General features: G+C 43.3%; 18 protein-coding genes. 13 read left to right on the top strand and 5 right to left on the bottom strand.

Annotated features, from left to right (window positions below):
• Window positions 1–85 precede the first annotated feature (85 nt).
• From ACAY30_RS07285 to ACAY30_RS07255, 7 genes are all read left to right on the top strand, one after another.
• Window positions 86–1,573 carry a sodium:alanine symporter family protein gene (locus tag ACAY30_RS07285; protein ID WP_290250376.1) on the top strand — a complete coding sequence of 496 codons (1,488 nt, stop codon included), beginning with the start codon at window positions 86–88 and terminating at the stop codon, window positions 1,571–1,573.
• Between the two features lie 98 nt (window positions 1,574–1,671).
• Window positions 1,672–1,995 (top strand): hypothetical protein, encoded by a 324-nt coding sequence (locus ACAY30_RS07280; protein WP_290250375.1) that lies wholly within the window; start codon window positions 1,672–1,674, stop codon window positions 1,993–1,995.
• 13 nt (window positions 1,996–2,008) lie between these two features.
• Entirely contained in the window at window positions 2,009–2,314 is a 306-nt protein-coding gene (locus ACAY30_RS07275) for a YeaC family protein (protein WP_290250374.1), read from the top strand.
• A gap of 394 nt (window positions 2,315–2,708) precedes the next feature.
• Window positions 2,709–3,140, top strand: a complete 432-nt coding sequence (locus ACAY30_RS07270; RefSeq protein WP_290250373.1) for a hypothetical protein — start codon at window positions 2,709–2,711, stop codon at window positions 3,138–3,140.
• 70 nt (window positions 3,141–3,210) lie between these two features.
• A complete protein-coding gene (locus tag ACAY30_RS07265) occupies window positions 3,211–3,795 on the top strand; it encodes a class I SAM-dependent methyltransferase (protein ID WP_290250372.1) in 585 nt (194 codons plus the stop codon).
• A gap of 80 nt (window positions 3,796–3,875) precedes the next feature.
• Complete coding sequence (locus ACAY30_RS07260; protein WP_290250371.1) at window positions 3,876–4,343, top strand: N-acetyltransferase; 468 nt, start codon at window positions 3,876–3,878, stop codon at window positions 4,341–4,343.
• 115 nt (window positions 4,344–4,458) lie between these two features.
• Window positions 4,459–4,911: a GNAT family N-acetyltransferase gene (locus tag ACAY30_RS07255; RefSeq protein ID WP_290250370.1), complete on the top strand. Its 453-nt coding sequence runs from the start codon at window positions 4,459–4,461 to the stop codon at window positions 4,909–4,911.
• 597 nt (window positions 4,912–5,508) lie between these two features.
• On the opposite strand, the gene sppA is transcribed toward ACAY30_RS07255, so the two are convergent.
• On the bottom strand, window positions 5,509–7,386 hold the full coding sequence (gene sppA / locus ACAY30_RS07250) for a signal peptide peptidase SppA (protein WP_290250369.1): 1,878 nt from the start codon (window positions 7,384–7,386) through the stop codon (window positions 5,509–5,511).
• 360 nt (window positions 7,387–7,746) lie between these two features.
• On the opposite strand from sppA, the gene ACAY30_RS07245 reads away from it, so the two are divergent.
• The 6 genes from ACAY30_RS07245 to ACAY30_RS07220 all read left to right on the top strand — a co-directional run bounded on the left by ACAY30_RS07245 (window position 7,747) and on the right by ACAY30_RS07220 (window position 16,347).
• Window positions 7,747–8,433, top strand: coding sequence for a DoxX family protein (locus ACAY30_RS07245; protein WP_290250368.1), 687 nt, complete (start codon window positions 7,747–7,749; stop codon window positions 8,431–8,433).
• Between the two features lie 146 nt (window positions 8,434–8,579).
• Window positions 8,580–9,185 (top strand): paraquat-inducible protein A, encoded by a 606-nt coding sequence (locus ACAY30_RS07240; RefSeq protein WP_290250367.1) that lies wholly within the window; start codon window positions 8,580–8,582, stop codon window positions 9,183–9,185.
• On the top strand, window positions 9,175–9,819 hold the full coding sequence (locus ACAY30_RS07235; protein WP_290250366.1) for a paraquat-inducible protein A: 645 nt from the start codon (window positions 9,175–9,177) through the stop codon (window positions 9,817–9,819). Before ACAY30_RS07240 ends, ACAY30_RS07235 begins: the two co-directional genes overlap by 11 nt.
• A gap of 8 nt (window positions 9,820–9,827) precedes the next feature.
• A complete protein-coding gene (locus tag ACAY30_RS07230; protein ID WP_290250365.1) occupies window positions 9,828–12,824 on the top strand; it encodes a PqiB family protein in 2,997 nt (998 codons plus the stop codon).
• Window positions 12,825–12,878: 54 nt separating this feature from the next.
• On the top strand, window positions 12,879–14,702 hold the full coding sequence (locus ACAY30_RS07225; protein WP_290250364.1) for a putative 2OG-Fe(II) oxygenase: 1,824 nt from the start codon (window positions 12,879–12,881) through the stop codon (window positions 14,700–14,702).
• Window positions 14,703–15,069: 367 nt separating this feature from the next.
• Window positions 15,070–16,347: a site-specific integrase gene (locus ACAY30_RS07220; RefSeq protein WP_290250363.1), complete on the top strand. Its 1,278-nt coding sequence runs from the start codon at window positions 15,070–15,072 to the stop codon at window positions 16,345–16,347.
• A gap of 152 nt (window positions 16,348–16,499) precedes the next feature.
• Here the strand turns inward: ACAY30_RS07220 and ACAY30_RS07215 are convergent, their stop codons facing one another.
• The 4 genes from ACAY30_RS07215 to yejK are packed head-to-tail and all read right to left on the bottom strand — an operon-like array spanning window position 16,500 to window position 20,431.
• Window positions 16,500–17,378, bottom strand: coding sequence for a M23 family metallopeptidase (locus ACAY30_RS07215; RefSeq protein ID WP_290250362.1), 879 nt, complete (start codon window positions 17,376–17,378; stop codon window positions 16,500–16,502).
• Entirely contained in the window at window positions 17,371–18,249 is an 879-nt protein-coding gene (locus ACAY30_RS07210; protein WP_290250409.1) for a 6-carboxytetrahydropterin synthase, read from the bottom strand. Before ACAY30_RS07210 ends, ACAY30_RS07215 begins: the two co-directional genes overlap by 8 nt.
• 18 nt (window positions 18,250–18,267) lie before the next feature.
• Window positions 18,268–19,296: a dihydroorotase gene (gene pyrC, locus ACAY30_RS07205; protein WP_290250361.1), complete on the bottom strand. Its 1,029-nt coding sequence runs from the start codon at window positions 19,294–19,296 to the stop codon at window positions 18,268–18,270.
• 43 nt (window positions 19,297–19,339) lie between these two features.
• Window positions 19,340–20,431, bottom strand: a complete 1,092-nt coding sequence (gene yejK / locus ACAY30_RS07200) for a nucleoid-associated protein YejK (RefSeq protein WP_290250360.1) — start codon at window positions 20,429–20,431, stop codon at window positions 19,340–19,342.
• Between the last annotated feature and the right edge of the window lie 133 nt (window positions 20,432–20,564).

Raw genomic sequence — 20,564 nt, 5'->3', positions numbered from 1 at the left:
GATTAAAGCGCATTAGTAAACGGCTAATGCGCGTAAAAATAATAAAAAATGCAATTTAATTTAATAACATTTTAGGGGTATCGTTTTGCTTGATTTAGTCAATATGCTAAATAGCATTATTTGGAGTCCTGCGCTGATCTATCTATGTCTCAGTGCTGGATTGTTTTACACGTTTCTCACGCGCTTTGTGCAGATCCGCTATTTTCGCGAAATGTGGCGCTTATTACTTTCAGGTGAAAGCTCTAACAAAGGTATTTCATCATTCCAAGCGCTAGCCGTGTCACTGTCGGGACGCGTTGGTACTGGTAATATTGCCGGTGTTGGTGCCGCGATTGGCTTTGGTGGACCTGGCGCCGTGTTTTGGATGTGGGTGGTAGCGTTCTTCGGTGCAGCCACCGCTTATATTGAATCGACGCTTGCGCAGATATACAAAGAAGAGCACGACGGCCAATACCGCGGTGGTCCAGCGTATTACATTGAAAAGGTACTAGGACAAAAGTGGTACGCGTGGTTATTTGCGATTGCAACCATCATTGCAACAGGTATCCTGCTACCAACTGTTCAATCAAATAGTATTGGTAATGCCGTGGAAATGGCCTTTGGTACCGGTCCTATGATCGATACCGCCATAGGTACATTGAGCTCTGCCAAAATATTATCGGGTGCTGCGATTGTTTTACTGCTTGGCTTTATTATCTTTGGTGGGGTAAAGCGCATTGCCGCGTTTACGCAAATTATTGTGCCGTTTATGGCACTAGCCTACATTATTATTGCGATGGTGATCATTGCCTTAAACATCAGTGAAATTCCAGCGATTGTAGCGCTAATTATTGGCGATGCATTCTCACCTATGGCCGGTTTTGGCGCCGCCATTGGTTGGGGGGTGAAACGCGGTGTTTACTCAAATGAAGCAGGTCAGGGCACTGGTCCTCACGCTGCCGCAGCCGCTGAAGTAGATCACCCTGCACAACAGGGCTTAGTTCAAGCATTTTCGGTGTATGTTGATACCTTATTTGTGTGTTCAGCAACCGCATTTGTTATCTTAATCACCGGTATGTATAACGTGCACGGCGTTGGCGATACATTTGTGGTGCAAAATCTCGCCGCAGACGTGGCTGCGAACAGCCCTGCATTTACCCAAATGGCGGTAAACAGTGTGTTTGCGGGTGTCGGTAAACCGTTTATCGCATTGGCGTTGTTCTTCTTCGCCTTTACGACTATCTTAGCGTACTACTTTATCGCTGAAAATAACGTTGCCTACATCAAGCGTACGTTTGATGCACCTGGTTTAATGACGCTACTTAAAGTGGTTATTATGACCGCAACGTTCTACGGTACGGTGAAAGCTGCAGACATTGCTTGGGGGTTAGGCGATGTTGGTGTTGGTTTAATGGCTTGGTTAAACATTGTTGGCTTACTGATTATTTTCTTTGTTGCCAAACCGGCAATCAAGGCACTAAAAGATTACGATCGCCAACGCAAACAAGGAATTAAAGACGTCACCTTCGATCCTAAGAGTCTCGGCATTGAACATGCCGAATTATGGGAAAAGAAACTTTCGCAAAATAAATAATAGAAAAACGCCCCAAGGGGCGTTTTTTTTTGTAAAATTAGCACCTGTTTTTCATTCATAGCCCGTTTGGCTATGAGCCGTTTGAATAAGGATACGCCATGGCATTAATTGATTGTCCAAGTTGTAACAAGCGCATTTCGTCGAAGGCTCCTGTCTGCCAACATTGTCATACCGTACTTGATGGTACCTCTGACGAGCAACGCAAATCAATGCAACAAATGGCACGTATACAAAAACATCAGCAACTGATGACCCATTCTATGTTGGCAATGTTACTGTTTTGCGGTGGCTTTGGTTTTATGTTTTGGGGCGATCACCAACCACACTCTTGGCAATATACCTTATCTGCTGGGACGACCGTTGTCGGTTTTGTTTGGTATGTAGTCACCCGTGTGAGAATTTTGTGGGCTAAGCGCAAGTAAAAAGAGGTAAACAGTGGATCTAAGTAATGTAGTAGAAAACATGACCAGTGACATGTACGAGCGATTAAAGCACGCAGCCGAAACTGGTCGCTGGCCAAATGGTACTGTTGTTGAACAAAGTCAACGCGAATCAGCGCTGCAACTATCAATGGCCTATCAAGCAAAGCATCTCAACAGCGATGAAATGCTTACCGTGGGACAAAACGGTGAAATTGTTCACAAGTCAAAAGCCGAGTTAAGAGCCCAATTTAAAAAGCCGAGTAACGCATCAGATAACAACATCAACGCTGATGACATTGCTCGCTTTACCGATTTGTAAACGGTGCATTAAAAACAAGGTTGGCTAACATTCGACATCAACTTGGGCCTTCTCAACAGACTAGCCGTCGTTGCGAAGGCTAATGCCAATACCTTTGCGATTGTCTATCAGACTGGCACGAAGCACATTCGCTCTCTCGTTTTGCGCAATCTATTGCCGGCAATAAAAGCGCACTCACGCCACACCTAGCAGCAACAAATATTACCGGATAATAATTCTTTTTGGGTATCTAACCCTATGAAAAGTATGTTATGTTTGCTCATGCTAGCCTCCACTATTGATTATCTAGATTAGCTATCTAACAAACCAATTATGACTTGTGCTTTAAGCTCGCTCACGATTGGAGTCTAGTCGCTCGTGGGCTGTCATTTCGTTTATGAGTCAAGGAGTTGACGTGAAAAAGTTGTATTTTTTAGTTTTTTTGATTTATTCACCGGTAAGCTCGTCGTTAGAGTTTGAAAATTCTCTCGGAGTTGGGATTAAATACGGTGGAATATTTGGTTATCAAGCTAACATTTCTGAGCAAAAACACAATTTCCGGTGTGCTATGGGCTTTTTTGGCTACAACTGTGGCTATGATTATAAATTGATAGAGAATGTTTCTCTTGGCGCGACAACGGGCGTACTATCAAATCTATTTAGTTTAGCTAAATATCACAGTGTTAATATGACATATCACTTCTCAGGCGAATACACACAAGGGTGGAATATCAGTCTCGATGCGGGTATGTCGAGGTGCTCTAAGGATTGTCTGGATGACACAGATTACACAGAGGACACAGAATACTCTGGATTTGCAGCAGTAAGTTTAGGCTACTCATTTTAAATAAACACAGGTCCAGCCAATTAACTGCGGGTCGTTAATTTGAACAAAATAATCAGCGGAAATAGAAATAATGAGCGAAAGCTGGGACGATTACGCTCAGTGCTGGGACAGCAATGAGACAGTAATCTTATATAGCCACAAGGCTTATGAATCTTTGGTCAATATTGTTGATTTAGATGGAAGCAACGTATTGGACTTCGGCTGTGGGACAGGTCTGCTTACTCAAAGAATATCCGAACATGCGAACTCAGTCGTCGCACTTGATCCTAGTGAGAAAATGATTTCAGTTCTTACAGATAAACACCTTCCCAACGTCAAAGTAATAAACAGCGAGCTCACTCAATATTTGCTAACTTGTACTGAAGGTCTCTGTGGTAGTTTCGATGTCATCGTCGCTTCATCTGCATTGGCTTTTGTTTCAGATTATCAAGCCACGCTCAATCTGTTAAAACAGTTGCTAAAAAAGGGCGGTTTATTAGTTCAGTGGGACTGGTTGAAGGATAATGATGAACCTGGTATTGGCTTCTCAAAAGAACGGATTGAGCTAGCTCTAAAGCAAGCCGGATTTTCAAAATATAGTACATCGGTACCATTTTCAATGGAAAGTCCTGGTGGCTCAATGCCTGTTATCATGGGTATAGCTGAGCATAGCTAATTACGTGCGAACGCCTAATTTTCCGCTGAGCAAGACCTTATATGCAATTAAGCCTCGAGGTAAGGGTTTCAAAATTTTATATGACGAATAATGTAATAATAAGAAAAGCAGATGAAACTGATCGCGCTTTCATATTTTCGCTTTCACCGAACCTAGCAGAGGTCGCGAAACTAGACTGGCATACAGATAATGATATTCAAAAAATGCAGGAGAATTATATTTCACAGATGCTTGGTGAGACGTCGACCCCACATACAACGTTAATTGCAGAGTCTAATAACATTGCTCTTGGCTTTATTCATGTTCGTACTCGCTGTGATGACATTACAGGGGAAGTTTGTGGAACCATTCCACTTCTGGCGGTATCGCCTAAATCGCAAGGGTTAGGTATCGGCAAGCTGTTAATGGCATCCGCTGAAAAATGGGCTAAGGAATTGGGCTGTCGCTTGATACATCTTGAAGTATTTGCAAACAATTCAAGGGCAAGTAACTTTTATCATAGCCTCGGTTTTAAGCCTGAAATGGTTCATATGATTAAGACTTTGTGATGTTGTTTGCACTTAACAAGTGATTAAACAGGGCGCAGCAAGGGGCTTGTTATCTTTCGTTGTCAATTTTAGTCACCTTTTTTACCGTTGACTAGGCGTTGTGAAATACTCTCGAATGAAAGTTGTAATTAATGAAAACAAATATTTAGATCGATTCATTGAACTCAATGAACAGTGGATTACTAAGTACTTCGAGCTTGAAAAATCTGACTATGTACTCGCTAAAGATCCTGAACGCATAATTCGCTCCGGTGGTTATATTTTATACGCGTTTGATAATGAAAAGGTTGTTGGCGTTTGCGCCTTATTTAAAGAGAATGAAGGCGTATATCAACTAGCGAGGATGGCCGTTTGCCCAAAATACCAAGGTCAAGGTATCGGTGAGGCGCTGATGAAGGCCGCGCTTGAACTGCTCAAAGATATCAATGCAACGTCTGTCAGGTTAGTGTCAAACACACGGCTAAAATCGGCAATTAACCTATACAAGAAGTTTGGTTTCAATGTTGTTTCCTTAGGACAGCATTCTGAGTATTCAAGAGCAAATATAGAAATGAACCGTCCTGTTTGACCATAACTCCCTCGGGTAACAACAAGCTCTAACAACAGTTCTAGAGCCGGCGTTGACGAGCCTTGAGCCGCAACACTTGTGCTATCGGCGTGATGATTTGCGCTTGAGCACGGTCTCATTCGTTAAACCGCGTTTTATCTCGACTCTTCTTACTAGGTTTTTATGCTCTCGTCTGTCCGTGTTATCGCCAATTGCTCATACTCGGTGGTATTAGCCGTAGCTAACCGCCAATCTGTCTAAGTCACAACATTAATTTGGTATTGTTTTCACTTCGGATCGGTGTTCAAATTAAACGCGATTTTGTGTAGCGCTTAAGCCATCAAGTATGATGATGTGGGTAGTCTGTATTGGCTCTATCAGAGCTGGTAAGTTCGCTAATAACATCTCTTTATTCAGTCACGCTAAATATCGAACATACACTTCAACGTATATACACCAACAATCACCGTAGCCTTGCCATAAAGTAACGATTCAAGCGAGCGTAGTTATATAAGATCACGCAACAGCGCAGAGCAATAGGGGTGTTATCACTGTCTATTGAAATAAAAAACGGGATGTCAAACATCCCGTTTTGTTGTTGGTTTATTCACACACAAACTAATATTGCGCTTCACATGTTAAGCAGAATGAGTAGATACCTTTTGGATCGTTAAGTTGGTTAACCTGCTCATATTCATTAACCAGTTGCATAATACGCTGTTGCAATGTCGGGTTTGAGGTCGCCTGTTCGAACAGAGTGTGCTCAGTAGGTAACAAAGCTTGTGCATTTTCAAATAAATTGCGTAAGAATTGCTGACGCGGACTTAACTCTTTTTCAATCAGCAATACGTCGAACTTATCTAAACCCGCCTTGTTGGCTGCCGCGTCAATCGCATCATCTAAGTCGCCGAGTTTATCGACTAAACCTAGCTCTTGTGCCTTAGCACCTGTCCATACGCGCCCTTGAGCTATTTGGTCAACGTCTTCAATACTCATATTGCGGTTTGTTGCGACCAAGTTCAAGAACTCTCGGTAACCGTGTTCGATACCAAGTTGCAAAATCGCGCCAATATCTTCGGGAAGAGGGCGCGTTACACCGATACCCGCAAAGTCAGTGGTGCCTATACCATCGGTATGAACACCTATTTTATCAAGTGCTTTTTCAAAGGTCATAAACATACCAAATATACCAATAGAGCCAGTAATGGTATTTGGCGATGCCCAAATTTCGTTAGCCGAGGCTGAAATCCAATAGCCTCCTGATGCGGCGTAATTAGCCATTGACGCAATAACCGGCTTGCCAGCAGCTTTTATTAATTCAACTTCTTGTCGAATTATTTCAGATGCATAAGCGCTGCCGCCAGGACTGTCTACGCGAAGAACAACAGCTTTTACTTTATCGTCTAAGCGAGCTTTGCGCAGTAGCTTAGCGGTTGAGTCACCGCCAATAGAACCTGCTTTTTGATTGCCGTTTAAGATAGTACCTTTAGCGACAATGACCGCCACTTTGTCGGTTAATGGATTAACCAATGGAACGCTGGGTTTAACCGTTTTTAAGTAATCTTTAAAGGCGACTTGACTAAAGCTATCGTGGTGTGAGCTTTTGCCAACTTGATCAATCATCTCTAACCGTATCTGTTCACGCGTTTTAAGATCATCAACTAACTGGCTTTGTAACGCGTATTTGGCAAAACTGCCGTCTGCTTTTTGCAATTTGCTATACAATTGACGTGCCGTTTCATCAAAGCTGGCGACATCAATTTGTCGATTTTTAGCAATATCTAATTTGAAGTTTTGCCACAGTTGCCCCAACCACGCCTGATTCGCTTCCTTAGCGGCATTCGACATGTTATCTCGGATATACGGCTCGACCGCTGATTTATAGGTGCCGACTTTGAATACGTGCTGGGTAATATTTAACTTGTCTAACGCCGCCTTAAAATAGGTGCGATAACGACCAAAGCCTTCCAACATCACGCCACCTTCAGGGTTCATCCAAACCTTATCGGCGTATGACGCAAGGTAATACTGGCTTTGATTAAAGTAGTCACCAAAGGCTATCACCGGTTTACCCGACTGTTTAAACTCGTTTATCGCGTCGCCAATAACCTGTAAGTGATGTAATCCCGCTCGTTGTATGCTCTGAGGATAAATAACGAGTGCCTTTATACGCTCGTCACGTTTCGCTTCGTCGATAACTAACAAGAGATCGGCTAGCAATACTTCAGGGTTTTGCTCTTGTTGACCAAGTGCTTCTTGCATGATTTGATCGGCAGGATCAATTTCTTGTTTTTGCTCAACAATATCGCCTTTGGGGTTGAGTACCAATGCAGTTGAACTGTCAATGGCGATTGTTTCAGCATCGCGGGTAAATATATTGATCAAGAAAATGATAAATATAAGAAATATTAAGTTCAAAAAGATTTTACGTGAGGTATTTAAAATCGCCCACAAACCTTTAAAGAACCGTTTAATGACACTTGGCTTTTCAGTCATACTTCCTCTCATATAGCATAAAAATCATAGAGATATAGTTATTATTGGTTGTTATCTTAATATACACGTATGTCGTTTAAATATCTCTTTTTCACCGCGTTTATTAAAAAATAGTTACAAAATATTGTGACTTGTGTATTTTCAAGTAGTTAGGGCTGATGTTGTTGGCTGTATATTTTGCACAAACTTGGCGACACTTGGTGCGGTTCGCTTGTATGGAATAACCATAGAAGTATCACTGCGAGTTGATTAAATCCCTGTTAAGTCAAACAAAATCTATAGCAAAAACGTTCAACAAACCAGAGCTTCTACTAGACTGATGTTATTTGGTATTAAATCTTTACATGGAACTAGGCTTATATGTTATCAATCTACCGTGCGGGCGTGTCGTGGTTACTATCTCTAGACGCTATACCTGCGTTACTCATTCGGTTGTTTTTAGCACCGGTTTTTATTATTGCGGGCTACAACAAATTACAGATTAGCAATAGTGACCTCACGTGGTCCGAGCGTTTGCTAGCCGATCCGGATATTGTTCAATGGTTTGGCAACAGCGAATGGGGTCTGGGACTGCCATATCCTGAAATATTGGCTAATGCAGCTGCCTGGACTGAATTTTTTGGTGGCTGGTTGTTGTTGGCGGGACTCGCTACGCGGTTTGTCTGTATCGGCTTGATGATTACTATGATCGTCGCAGCAACAACCGTACACTGGCATAATGGATGGTATGCGATTACGCCAACTAATTCGGAAACAAGCTCGGCCAATGTTTTGGCTTGGCTGGGCAGTGACCATGCTAAAGATTCGTTGGCAAATAGCGACGCGGCGGCGGTTCGGCTTGAGCGGATCAAAAGTATATTAAACGAGCATGGCAACCCTGATTGGTTATTTGAAACGGGTAATGTGGTGCTACTCAACAACGGTATTGAATTTGCAGCCACATATTTTATTTTACTGTTAGCGTTGTTTTTTATTGGTCCCGGTAGGTGGGTCAGTGTCGATTATTACCTTTGTTCGAGTACCTCTAAAACGACAGGCGAGACATGATTGCTGGTTTCACACATACTCTAACGTGATTTTAACCAGTTAAGGTCGTCTCAACATACGGGGTTTGGTCGGTAGCAAACTTGCCAAACAGCGCATTTATACCAACAATAAAGTATAAATACCCTAAAGTTAGGTTCATAATCATCATGTTACAACGGCAATACGCATGCATCGCCTGTGACGCCTTGGTAGACATTCAGTCGCTCAAACCAGGTCAAGTGGCTAAATGTCCTCGTTGCCAGCACGTGATTTTGACACGAAAATACAACCCGATTAACAGTACCATTGCCCTGTGTCTATCGGGTTTAATCCTGTATCTCCCCGCTGTGTTTTACCCATTGATGTCGTTACAAGTGTTATCGGTTGAAAGTTCGGCGAGCCTGTATAGTGGTATTCACGCATTATGGCAAAGTGAACTTTACATCGTCGCATGCTTGGTGTTTATCTTTTGTGCGTTAACTCCATTGGTCAAATTAATCGCCGCTTTACTGGTAAGTGTGGGGGTAAAATATCAACAAACTCACCACAACTGGTATCGACGCTTGTTGGTTTATTATATTCGTGCCGACTCGTGGGAAATGCTCGAAGTGTTCTTGATTGGTATTTTGGTGTCTATTTTCAAACTCAGGGACATGGCTACCTTGCACTACGATTTAGGCTTGCTGTGCTTTTGTTTATTGATGCTATGCGTTGTTTCGTTAAAGGTGACCATGGACAAGCAATTGATTTGGGATCACGTCGATGCTCGCTAACTCCGCATCAACCATCACCGCCAAACAGCGCGGTTTGGCACAGTGTTCAACGTGCCACTTACTGATTGCGTATCATCCGTTAACCCACAATGTCTGCCCGCGTTGTCAGAGCCTTGTTGAACAGCGCACCACAGACTCTATTCAAAAGTGCTGGGCTTTAACCATTTGTTCATTAATAGTCGCGATACCGGCCAATACCATGCCGATAATGACGGTGTTGTATTTCAACAAAGGCCAACCGGATACGATATTATCTGGCATTGTAACGATGGTTCAGTTAGGAATGTATCCCATTGCCGCGATTGTCTTTATCGCCAGTTTTATTGTGCCGTTAGCAAAAATAGTCGGGCTGTTTTTTTTACTCCGTTCTCTGCAGCGAAAATCACACCTAACTACAAAGCAACGTACTGATTTATATCACTATATTGAGCTACTTGGCAAATGGTCTATGCTTGATGTGTTCGTTGTTGCGCTGATGGTTTCACTGGTAGAAATCGGCAGTGTGATTGAAATTGAAGCGGGCGCAGGTGCCACTGCATTTGCGATTATGGTGATTCTGACAATGGTTGCCGCCAATAGCTTCGACCCGCGGTTGTTATGGGATGAAGGTGAAAACCAGAGTGAGGATAAGTAAAGCGAAAGATGACCGAAACTAGCGCGATTATTTCGAACAAACGGCACATTTCTTGGGTATGGGCATTGCCAGTGCTTGCCGCCTTAATTGGTCTTTGGTTGCTGTATCGTTCCGTTGTCGAAGCCGGTATCGACATCACCATCAAAGTTGACAGTGCTGAAGGTATAGTGGTCAATAAAACCGAAGTTCGATACAAAGGGTTTGTTGTTGGTTTGGTGACAGATCTTGATTTACAAAATCTAACCACGGTACTGGTCACAGTGCGCATGGACAAAAGCATACGTTCGTACCTAACCCAGGGAAGTGGCTTTTGGTTAGTCAAACCCGATATCAGTTTGTCTGGTGTTTCAGGCATAGACACGGTTTTTACTGGTAACTATTTTGAGTTCTTACCCGGGGAAGGCGAGCGCGGCACACGCCAATACGTGGCCTTAAGTGAACCGCCACCTAAGTCTGACGATGAACCCGGTTTACATATTGTCTTACGAGCAAAAGAGCTCGGCTCTATTCGTCATGGCAGTGGTGTGTTTTACAAGCAAATTCGGGTTGGCGAAGTGTATGGTTATCAATTGCTCGAGAGTGCTGAATACTTAGCGATTAACGTATTAATCGAGCCTGAATATGAGCATCTCGTCAAACTCAATAGCCGGTTTTGGAATGCCAGTGGCATTGACATGAGTGGTGACCTATCGGGGTTTAAGATTCGCACCCAATCAATAGGCGCCATTGTCAACGGGGGGATCGCCTTTTACACTCCTGATATCAATACCACCAGTACAGTGGTAAATGACTTTACAGAATACGCGTTGTATCAAGACTTTGATCAAGCTCGCTCAGGGATAAAAGTGACAATGCATTTTCCCAAGCAAAGTGGAATTAAAGCGGGGATCACCAAGGTCATGTTTGAAGGTATTGAAGTTGGCTTGGTCAAAGAGTTTATCCGTAACTCTGAACAAGGCGGAGTTAGTGCCAGCGTGTTAATGGACCCTCGGCTTGAACCGTATTTACTGTCAAATATGCAATTTTGGATGGTTAAACCACGGATAAGCTTAACAGGTGTCAACAATATAGAGCGTCTATTGAGTGGCGCGTATGTCGCGTTTCGCCTTGGTGATGGTCAACCTGCGCGAGAGTTTAACGTATTAGCAAGTGAGCCGCCATTGCCGTTAACAGAGCAAGGTTTGCACCTGTATGTGACAACCGATAGTGTTGAATCCGTGCCGTTTGGCGCACCGGTGTTTTACCGTTATATGCAGGTTGGTACGGTACAAGGGTATCAGCTTGACTCGACAAACAGTCAGTTTAACGTGCACGTATTTATCAAGCCGGAATATGAACATTTGGTCAATAGCAGCTCGGTTTTCTTCGAGCTTGGCGGAGTCGACATCAACGCTTCATTACGGGCAATAAATATTGATGTTGGACCGATGCAAACAATATTGGCGGGCGGAATCGCGTTTGAAACTTTAGATTTTAACGGTGCTAATTCAGTCAACGACGGTGAGCGATTCTCATTAGCTCGCTCGTTCGCCGAGGCAACGTACGACAAAGAAATCACCTTGATTGCGCCTAACACTTACCCCATGTTGGCTGGCACAACAGCGTTAAAATTCCAAGATGATACCATCGGCATGGTCAAACGTGTCGTGCCAGCCAATGATAACTATTCAAATATCGTCACCATCGCATACGCTAGTAAATACCAGCATCTGTTTAGAGAGGACAGTCGTATTTGGGTTGTTAAACCGAGCTTGTCATTATCAGATCCCAGTGCTTTGTCGGCATTCGTTGACGGTATGTTTTTGCAAATACAAGCGGGACAGGGCACTGCTAGCGATCGCTTTGTGCTACTGTCCAATGCGCCGCAAAAGTCTCCGACAGAGCCCGGTTTACAAATACATCTCTACGCCGATAAATCATTTGGCTTAAGTCGAGGCACCCCTGTGCTGTATAAATCGATGACCATTGGACAGGTCGATACAGTACAAGTAAGTTCACTGAAAGATTCGGTGTTGATTGCGCTTACCATTGATCAATCTCACGCGCATTTAGTCAAACAATCAAGCTTGTTTTACACCGCTGGTGGGGTTTCTGCAACCGCTGGATTAAATGGTATTGAATTGAATGCAGGTAACCTGCAATCAATACTGCAAGGTGCGATTGAAATGAACAACGATCGGGCGCTAGGCGCTGATAAGGCCAATGAATTACATCAGTTCCGGTTATATGAATCGAAAACCATGGCTCTAATATCGGGAACAGAAATCACCATTGCCTTTGATCAGGTTATTGATATTCAACACGGCGCGCAAATACGCTTTAATGGCCATGTGGTTGGGCGAGTCAACGAGGTACTTTTAGATAGTCAACTTAGTCAAACCACACTGCGCGCAACAATCACCAACCAGTACCCAAGACTCCAACAACACGGGGCAAAATATTGGCATGTCGAGCCACGCATTAACGTTGCTAACGTAAAAGACCCAGTGGCGTATCTCACCGGTAATTTTCTTCGGGTGTTACCCGGTAATGGCAAGCCCGTTACCGTGTTTAGTGGATTAACCTACGAGCCCGCAGTGACGAGCCTTAGCTCGGGATTAAATTTGATCTTACGTAGTGATAAACGCGGTTCGCTCGATATTGGCGATCCAATTTATTACAAACAGATTCAGGTGGGTGAAGTATTGGGGGTCGCGCTAAACGCTGTAGCAACTGGTGTCGATGTGTACGCCAACATTTACCACGATTATGCTCACTTAGTGCGCCAAGGTTCCAAATTTTATCACAATAGTGGCGTCTCCATTAATGCCAGTTTTATTTCGGGCGTACAAATAAACACTGAAAGCATTGACGCAGTACTCTCTGGTGGTATAAGTTTTAGTACGCCAGAGCCAAATCCGCAGCGCGACGAAACATTTTCTCGGGTCAGTTCGGGGGCGCGCTTTAAACTTCACGCTGAGGTTGACCCCGAATGGTTAACTTGGCGAGCAAAGTTGAGCAAATAACAATACCAATAACAATAACGTCGTATAGCGACTGGTAACAGTCGTTAATGAATTATGAAAAATACTCTTAATAGCTTGGCAAATAATGCCATGTTATCGTTGCGACAAGGTGATCTTGTCAATGCGTTAGGCCACTTCGAACAACTACAAAAGCATAATATCGGACACTTTGAACTGATCAAAGCTCACGGCATAGCGCTGTTAAAACACGGACAACTAGCGCGCGCTAAACAGCGCTTATTAGATGCTTTGCATGTCAATCCAAACGCTGATGAACTGCATAATGTGGTTGGTGATTTACTGCGCAAAGAAGGGCAGTTACAACAAGCAAAGCAACATTTACAGCAGGCAATTAAGCTTAATATGTCCGTGTATCAATATTATTTCAATTTAGGGCTCTGTTACAAACAAAGTAAGCAATGGACGGAAGCGATAAAACAATTTGAAAAAGTATTACAGTTAACAAACTCGCACGATAAATCGGCATTGGCGCTCGCTGATTGCTTTAGCCAGATGAGACAGTTGGATAAGGCTGTGCATTATTTATCAACGGTAACAGATAAGAGCGCGCTATCGTATCTGTTGCAATGGTGTGAGCTTGAGATCAAGCGAAAAGACCCATCATCGGCACAGATTTGGTTTGACCGAGCCAAACACAATCACAAAACTAATCCCCATATTTATCAGACATTTGGTCTTGCTTTGCTACATCAAGGCTATTCAAATCGAGCACTACAGGTGTTTAATGCAGGGCTCGATATGATTGCGGATGATAGTAAATTACTCGATTTAGCCACGTCATTGGCGTACGAAATGGCGCAAGATCGATCATTTTCGCTGTATCAAAAAATTCCCGCATCAAAATTAACGCCAAAGCTCATGGCTGCACATATTAACAAACTGCTCAACAGTGATCAGACTGAGCAAGCACAAATTCAGCTCGAACAATACACACGCGAATACGGAGAATCGCTTGAGCTAATTTACGGGCAATGTCAGATCTATAAAAAACACGGCCAATTTGAGCAGTTACTTGAACATGTGGATAACCAACAAATAGACCTGAGTAACGTTGCCCATAGCCACATTAAGGAACTTGTCAGTGAATCGTTACTGGCAACAAATGACGTCGTTGCGGCCAATAAACACATTGACCAGCTACTAAGTTGGCAAGCAAGTAATCAGTATTACTGGGCACTGAAATCGAGCTGCTTGCGACTGATCGATGATGATGCGTATCAACAACTGTGTGATTATGACCAGGTGGTGTTTCAACGAGAGTTGCAAATCGATCAGACTAAATACGCAAATATTGATGTCTTTAACAGCGCGTTACTAGAAGCACTTAGTGCATGTCATAACATGAATCAACAGCCTTTGGCTCAATCGGTTTATCAAGGAACGCAGACACCGGGTTTTTTATTTGACCAGGATATTGAGGTTGTCCAAGATTTAAAGCGCTATTTGTTGATTACAGCACAGAATACGTTAACCGAAAACTGGATTAACAAGCTGTCACCAACACATCCGGTTCGACAGTTTTATCGAGCCGACTTTGATTTTGCCACGGCGTGGTCGATTTGGATAAAACAAGGCGGATTTCATCGCAGTCATGTACATCCAAAAGGATGGTATTCAAGTGCGTATTATGCAGCAGTACCAACATCAGTTACACAAAGTACTGACAAACAAGGCTATTTTGCGATTGGTCAACCGGGCTTAAATTTATCTGGCGACATGGCCAATACGTTAACCACCGAGCGTTACGTCAAACCACAAGCGGGTGTATTAAATTTGTTTCCGTCTTATGTGTGGCATTCAACATTGCCATTTTCGGGCTCACAGCCCAGGATTTCTGTGGCTTTTGACCTAAAATAACCGCAATTTATTGGCGCGTACGTAAAAAATAGAACGGTTTTGGCTATTATCACACGCAAATTTTACACAGACGCGCGATAAAGCCGGGTTAACTATGAGTGTAATTTTGCTTTTGGCCAACATAGGAACAGTTCATAAATACTGATACCGTTACAGGGCATACGTTTACCTATTGAAATGTCCGTTAATGTTAATTAGTGGACATTTGAGTTTGGAGCTTTTAGTATACTGTTATTGCATTGTTTTACTGTCATTAACATAAATTAACGTTCACGAGCGTTTTGTCGCTTCGCTACATTATTGCCGTTAAACAAAATCGACAGTTCAACTCGCAATATCAATAATAATAACGGAACATATACATCTCATGTCTGAAAAATTTAATGCTCAACCGCTGTTTGATTCACACCGTTACTTTTTGCAAATGCACAAGAATCAATTGTTCAGCGATGATGCCCCTAGTGTTCGCGCCTTTGTTGAGTTCGTATCGCAAGACGTACCTGATGCACTTGACGATTACCGATACACCAAAGAATTTCTCCAATCTAAAGGACGCCGCAATGAAGCCACATATAACTTGTTTCGCGGTGAATCGGAAAAGTTTTTACTGTGGTCCTGGCTGGTGGCAAAAAAATCCGTGGTGCATTTAAAGCGTCGCGACTTAGAGTCGTACATCGACTTTATTTATAAGCCTCCGGTGGATTGGATTTCGGATAATGTTTATCGACGCTTTGAAGATCGCCATGGTGTGCGTTCGATTAATCCTTTATGGCGACCATTTACCATTAAAATCCCGAAATCACAGCGTGCAAATGACATTGATTTTAAAAAGAAAAAGCAAAACTACCAAACGTCACAAGATGCGTTAAAAGCAACGTTTTCCACGCTGAATGTGTATTACGACTATTTAGTTACTGAAGATTATGCGTTTGGCAATGCGATTGCGTCGGTGAAAAAGGATTGCCCTTACTTAATTAAAAATAGCTCGTTTACCGAGGTTAAGCGTTTGTCGGCGTTACAGTGGGATTTTATTTTAGAAAGTACCACCAAGCTTGCAGATCAAGATACTGATCACGAGCGTACTTTGTTTATTATAGCCTGCTTGAAAACCTTGTATTTGCGTATTTCAGAATTATCCGAACGCGCTAATTGGCAACCGGTAATGGGTCATTTTTGGCAAGATAAAGATAAAAATCACTGGTTTAAAGTGTTTGGTAAAGGCGCTAAACAACGCGATGTGAGTGTTCCCGATTCGTTTTTGCCTTATTTGGCGCGCTACCGCAAAAGTCGCGGTTTGCAAGGCTACCCATTATCGAGTGAAACCGATCCGTTGGTACACAAATTAAAAGGCTCGGGCGGCATGACATCACGACAACTGCGTCGAATCGTGCAGCAAGCTTTTGACCATGCTTACCAACAAATGATCGAGGAAGGTTTTAGTAACGAAGCACAGATGCTCAAAGAGGCTACTACCCATTGGTTGCGACATACTGGAGCATCTATGGACATTGATTCACGGCCGTTAAAACACATGGCCGATGAACTTGGCCACGCAAGCATGGGCACGACAGATCGAGTTTATGTACAATCAGATCACCTAGAACGTGCTAAATCAGGTAAAAAACGTACCATAGAGAGTCATTAATAGACTGATTTTTCAGTTAACCGCCCTCTTGTTATGCGTATTTAACTCACTTGGCAACCATTATGAGCAAATAAAAAGCCGGATTAACCGGCTTTTTTCTGTAACTTATAACGACTAGGCATACAGCGCGTCATGCTATGTGGAACCATGAATTAATTGGACGCTTGTTGTTTTTTGCCAAATGTGTGAAAGTTTGGCAGCTTTAGCGCCAATGCTGGGTCTAAGCGGACATTGTGCCAATTAACACGCCAATCCAAATGCGGTCCAGTTGAACGTCCAGTCGAACCAATCTCCGCGATTTCTTGTCCCTGCAGCACACTTTCGCCAACTTCGACATACGAGGCACTTAAGTGTAAAAACGTTGATGTAATACCATGTCCGTGGTCAATCACTAAGGTACCACCGGAATAAAACATATTGGCTTCCCATAACGTTATCACGCCTGCCGCTGGCGCTTTTACCGGGGTACCTTTGGCACCCGCATAGTCCAAGCCAAAATGGGGATTTTTCGGTACGCCATTATATATCCGCTGGCTACCATACACACCGGTAATTGGTCCTGATGCTGGGGCAATAAAACCGTGGGCAAAATCGATGTTATCCGATACTAGACCACGTGCGTTGCGAATATTAATACCGTCTTGTTTAATTTGCTTTAACGCCGCTTCGCTCGGTTGCATTATCGACTTTTTAATGCCTTCAATGCGTTGAATGTTATATTCACGCGGGGTTGGTTTTAGCGATTTTACCAATTGCTCACCGTTATCACCGACAATGAGCAACTCATGTGTGGCTGTGTCATCGCGTGAAAAACCAAACGTAAACAAACCGTGCGATGATACTTTTAATGGCTTGCCATTAAGCGACACCTGATTACCTACATCGGTTTGACCGACGATTAAACCGCCTTGAGTGACATCGCCTTCAAGGCGTAAGTCAATTTCAGCGCTGACACTTTGGCTTATGGCGAGCGAGCACAAAGCGATAATCTTTGTGCTATCGACAAGTTTTGCTATAACACTTTTATGCACTGGCAATAGCTCCTTTACCGACACCTTCGTAGGCAACAACTTGGTACGTGTGCTGTGGTGCCTTTTGTTTTAATTGTCTAGCAATGTAGTCGGCGAGTAACTCTACCGTTGAGTCACAGTCGACAATTTCTAGTGTATGCTTTTGCACCGCTATGTCAAACCGCCCTTGAGGCGCGTAGTAGCTAAAAAACAGATGATCTGGACGGATATTTGCTTTGGCGACTTCGCTTAACTCCACCTCATCAAACGACACTTGATCGCTGTCTGTCGCGAGATAAATATCGGCCCATCGTTTGGCCCAGTCACGCTCTAAATCACGGGCGATTTCACCGTCGCGGTAAATCGAGATTTTAGAGCGGTGACCGTGCGCAATGCGTTGACAATTACCGTCGTGTTTCTTCAAACCATGGGTGTAATGATAGTAATCACCATCAATAACCTCTGCGCGAAGACCTAATTTGATGCCTTGCACGTTTTCTGGTAGCTGTTGTTTTATAACGGTTTCTAGGTAACGCGTAACGGACTCTTCAGTGATCTTATCGGTATCTATACTAACAAACGCCTGTTTGGGCGATTGTAAGAACAACGCGTGATCCGGGCCGTTGAAGTCTACATACAAATGCTCGCTGCGCTTGGACTCGGTCACAACCAGGGCATTACTGTTTGCCGGTAATACCAGTTTGTGATCAACACTATCGTCGATAATGGCTTTGATTTGCTTTTTCACAATACCAAAGTCCAAAACCATGCTTTCAGCGTTCAAGTCGCCCGACAACAGTACGTCTACAATCCAACTTTCACCGACAACGCCGCGCTCTTCACACAAGTATGAGAAGTCGATGACCGTTAAATCATTTACGAACAATTGCATATTTTTCATATCATTGCCCTATTTAATTTGCCAATGGATATTTTCACCTGCGCGAATTGGAACAACGACGTCGTCACCAAATGGCATCGTGTTTGGCACTTGCCATGCCTGTTTAACCAGAGTAATGGTATCAGTGTGGCGCGGTAACTTATAAAAATCAGGACCATTAAAGCTAGCAAATGCTTCGAGTTTATCAAGGGCATTCTCAGCTTCAAATACTTCGGCATACAACTCAATAGCAGCATGCGCTGTATACGAACCAGCACAACCACACGCTGCTTCTTTTTTATCTTTAGTGTGCGGTGCCGAGTCGGTACCTAAAAAGAACTTTTTACTACCACTTGTGGCCGCTTTCACCAACGCACTTTGATGTATATCGCGCTTTAAAATAGGTAGACAGAAAAAGTGTGGACGAATACCGCCAGCTAACATGTGATTGCGATTGTATAGTAAGTGGTGTGCGGTGATCGTCGCGGCAATATTATCACCGGCATGTTCAACAAATTCTACTGCATCTTTGGTGGTGATGTGCTCAAGAACAACGCGTAAATCTGGAAAATCACTGACCAACGGGGTCAAAATGGTTTCGATGTATGCTTTTTCTCGATCAAAAATATCAATGTGATTGTCCGTCACTTCACCGTGAATAAGCAACGGCATATCCACTTCTTGCATTGCTTCGATAACGCTGTAGATATTTTTGACATCAGTTACACCTGACGATGAATTGGTAGTCGCACCTGCTGGGTATAATTTAGCCGCGTGGACAATACCACTAGCCTTGGCCTGCTTTATGTCTTCAGCCGTGGTGTTGTCAGTCAAATATAAAACCATCAAGGGTTCAAACTGAGAGCCGTTGTGTGCCTGAATACGGTCGTAATAGCTTTTGGCTTGCTCGGCATTCATTACCGGCGGAACTAAGTTAGGCATGACAATGGCGCGGCCAAAATAGCGGCTAATATCGCGTACAGTATCTTTTAAAACGTCACCATCGCGCAGGTGAACATGCCAATCGTCAGGGCGGGTAATGGTTAAACTTTGTGTCATATAAATCTCGTTGTTTGACAATAAAATTGTCTATAAAAAGTTGTTAAAATGGCGCACTATCGTCGTCATCTGCGCTTTGGTCCACCGTATTTGCCGGCTTACTAGCTTGATCTGCCACTAATTTTAGCAGTTGATCTTTAAGGTTGGGTGGCACTTTATGTATGGTCAATGTATCACTGTCAGGATCGTAGCTAACATCATTGCCAAAATGTGAACGTTCAAAGCTGACGCTAATACCCGCACCATAGCCTGAATATTTGGTTACCTTATTAATAACCGACTGCTCATGTGGAAATGACTCCTCCAAGGCATAGTCGTTCTGTTGGCAAAACTGATAAAAGCTTTCGCCATTATCGTCGCTGTCTATCGCCGTAGAGACTTCTTTGAGGTTAACTTCTTTACCCTGTGCCTTTTGCTCTTTACAGTACGAAAGCAATTCTTTGCGCTTGTCCTGCTTTTCTTCGGCATTGAGTTGATTAACATTGACGAAGTCTTCAACCGCTTGGACTAGGTTTTGCGACTGTTGCTTGGCATCAATGCCTTCTTCGCAACCTAAAAAGTCGAGGAAAAAGTCGGATACTTTGCGTCCAGCGCGTCCCTTGATAAATGAAATATAGCGGTTGCTATGCGGGTTTTGTTCAAACTCAAACAGATCAATACGCGCTGCGAGTTGCATTTTTAACGTATCAATGTGGGTATCTGCTGAGATGTTCAGTTCACCGTCGACGTAGTAGTGTTCAGAAACCGGTAACAAGCAAACGAATAAGTAACGACCGCCTAGCAGTTCATAGTGGCAAGTGACCAGATAGCCACTTTCAGCGAGGTCGTATTTTTCCAACTCGTTTTTCAGGCGCATAACCGCTTGATTGGAAAATGGAATGAACTGGTCTTGATCATCGAGGTAAATTTGCAGTAAACGCATAAACGATTGTGCGTTGTCTATCTCAGGTCCCTGCTGGAAACCACCAAACGATTTACTTCCTTTGCCATTGTAGGTGTTGTGCAAGGCTTGCATAAAAGCAGTGATGTTATCCGTCACTTCAATCATGCCTTTATTCGAGGTGATCTCAACCTGAGCTGCATTCTCTGCTTTCGTTAAGTAATGCAGATCAATATTGGTTATAATTAAACTCATAATATTTGGTTTGTTTTATCTTCCGTAAGCTTTTGATAAACTAATCATCTAACTTATGTTTAGCTCTTTGGTTAAAAAGATACGAGCGAGCCACTGAGGTGCTCTCCCTGCCTTAAAAACCAACATAACAGGA

It is taken from the genome of Thalassotalea ponticola (assembly GCF_041379045.1).
GTDB classification, from domain to species: domain Bacteria; phylum Pseudomonadota; class Gammaproteobacteria; order Enterobacterales; family Alteromonadaceae; genus Thalassotalea_A; species Thalassotalea_A ponticola.
The sequence above is the reverse complement of the archived record's forward strand: the minus strand, read 5'-3'. Positions and strand labels throughout refer to the sequence as shown.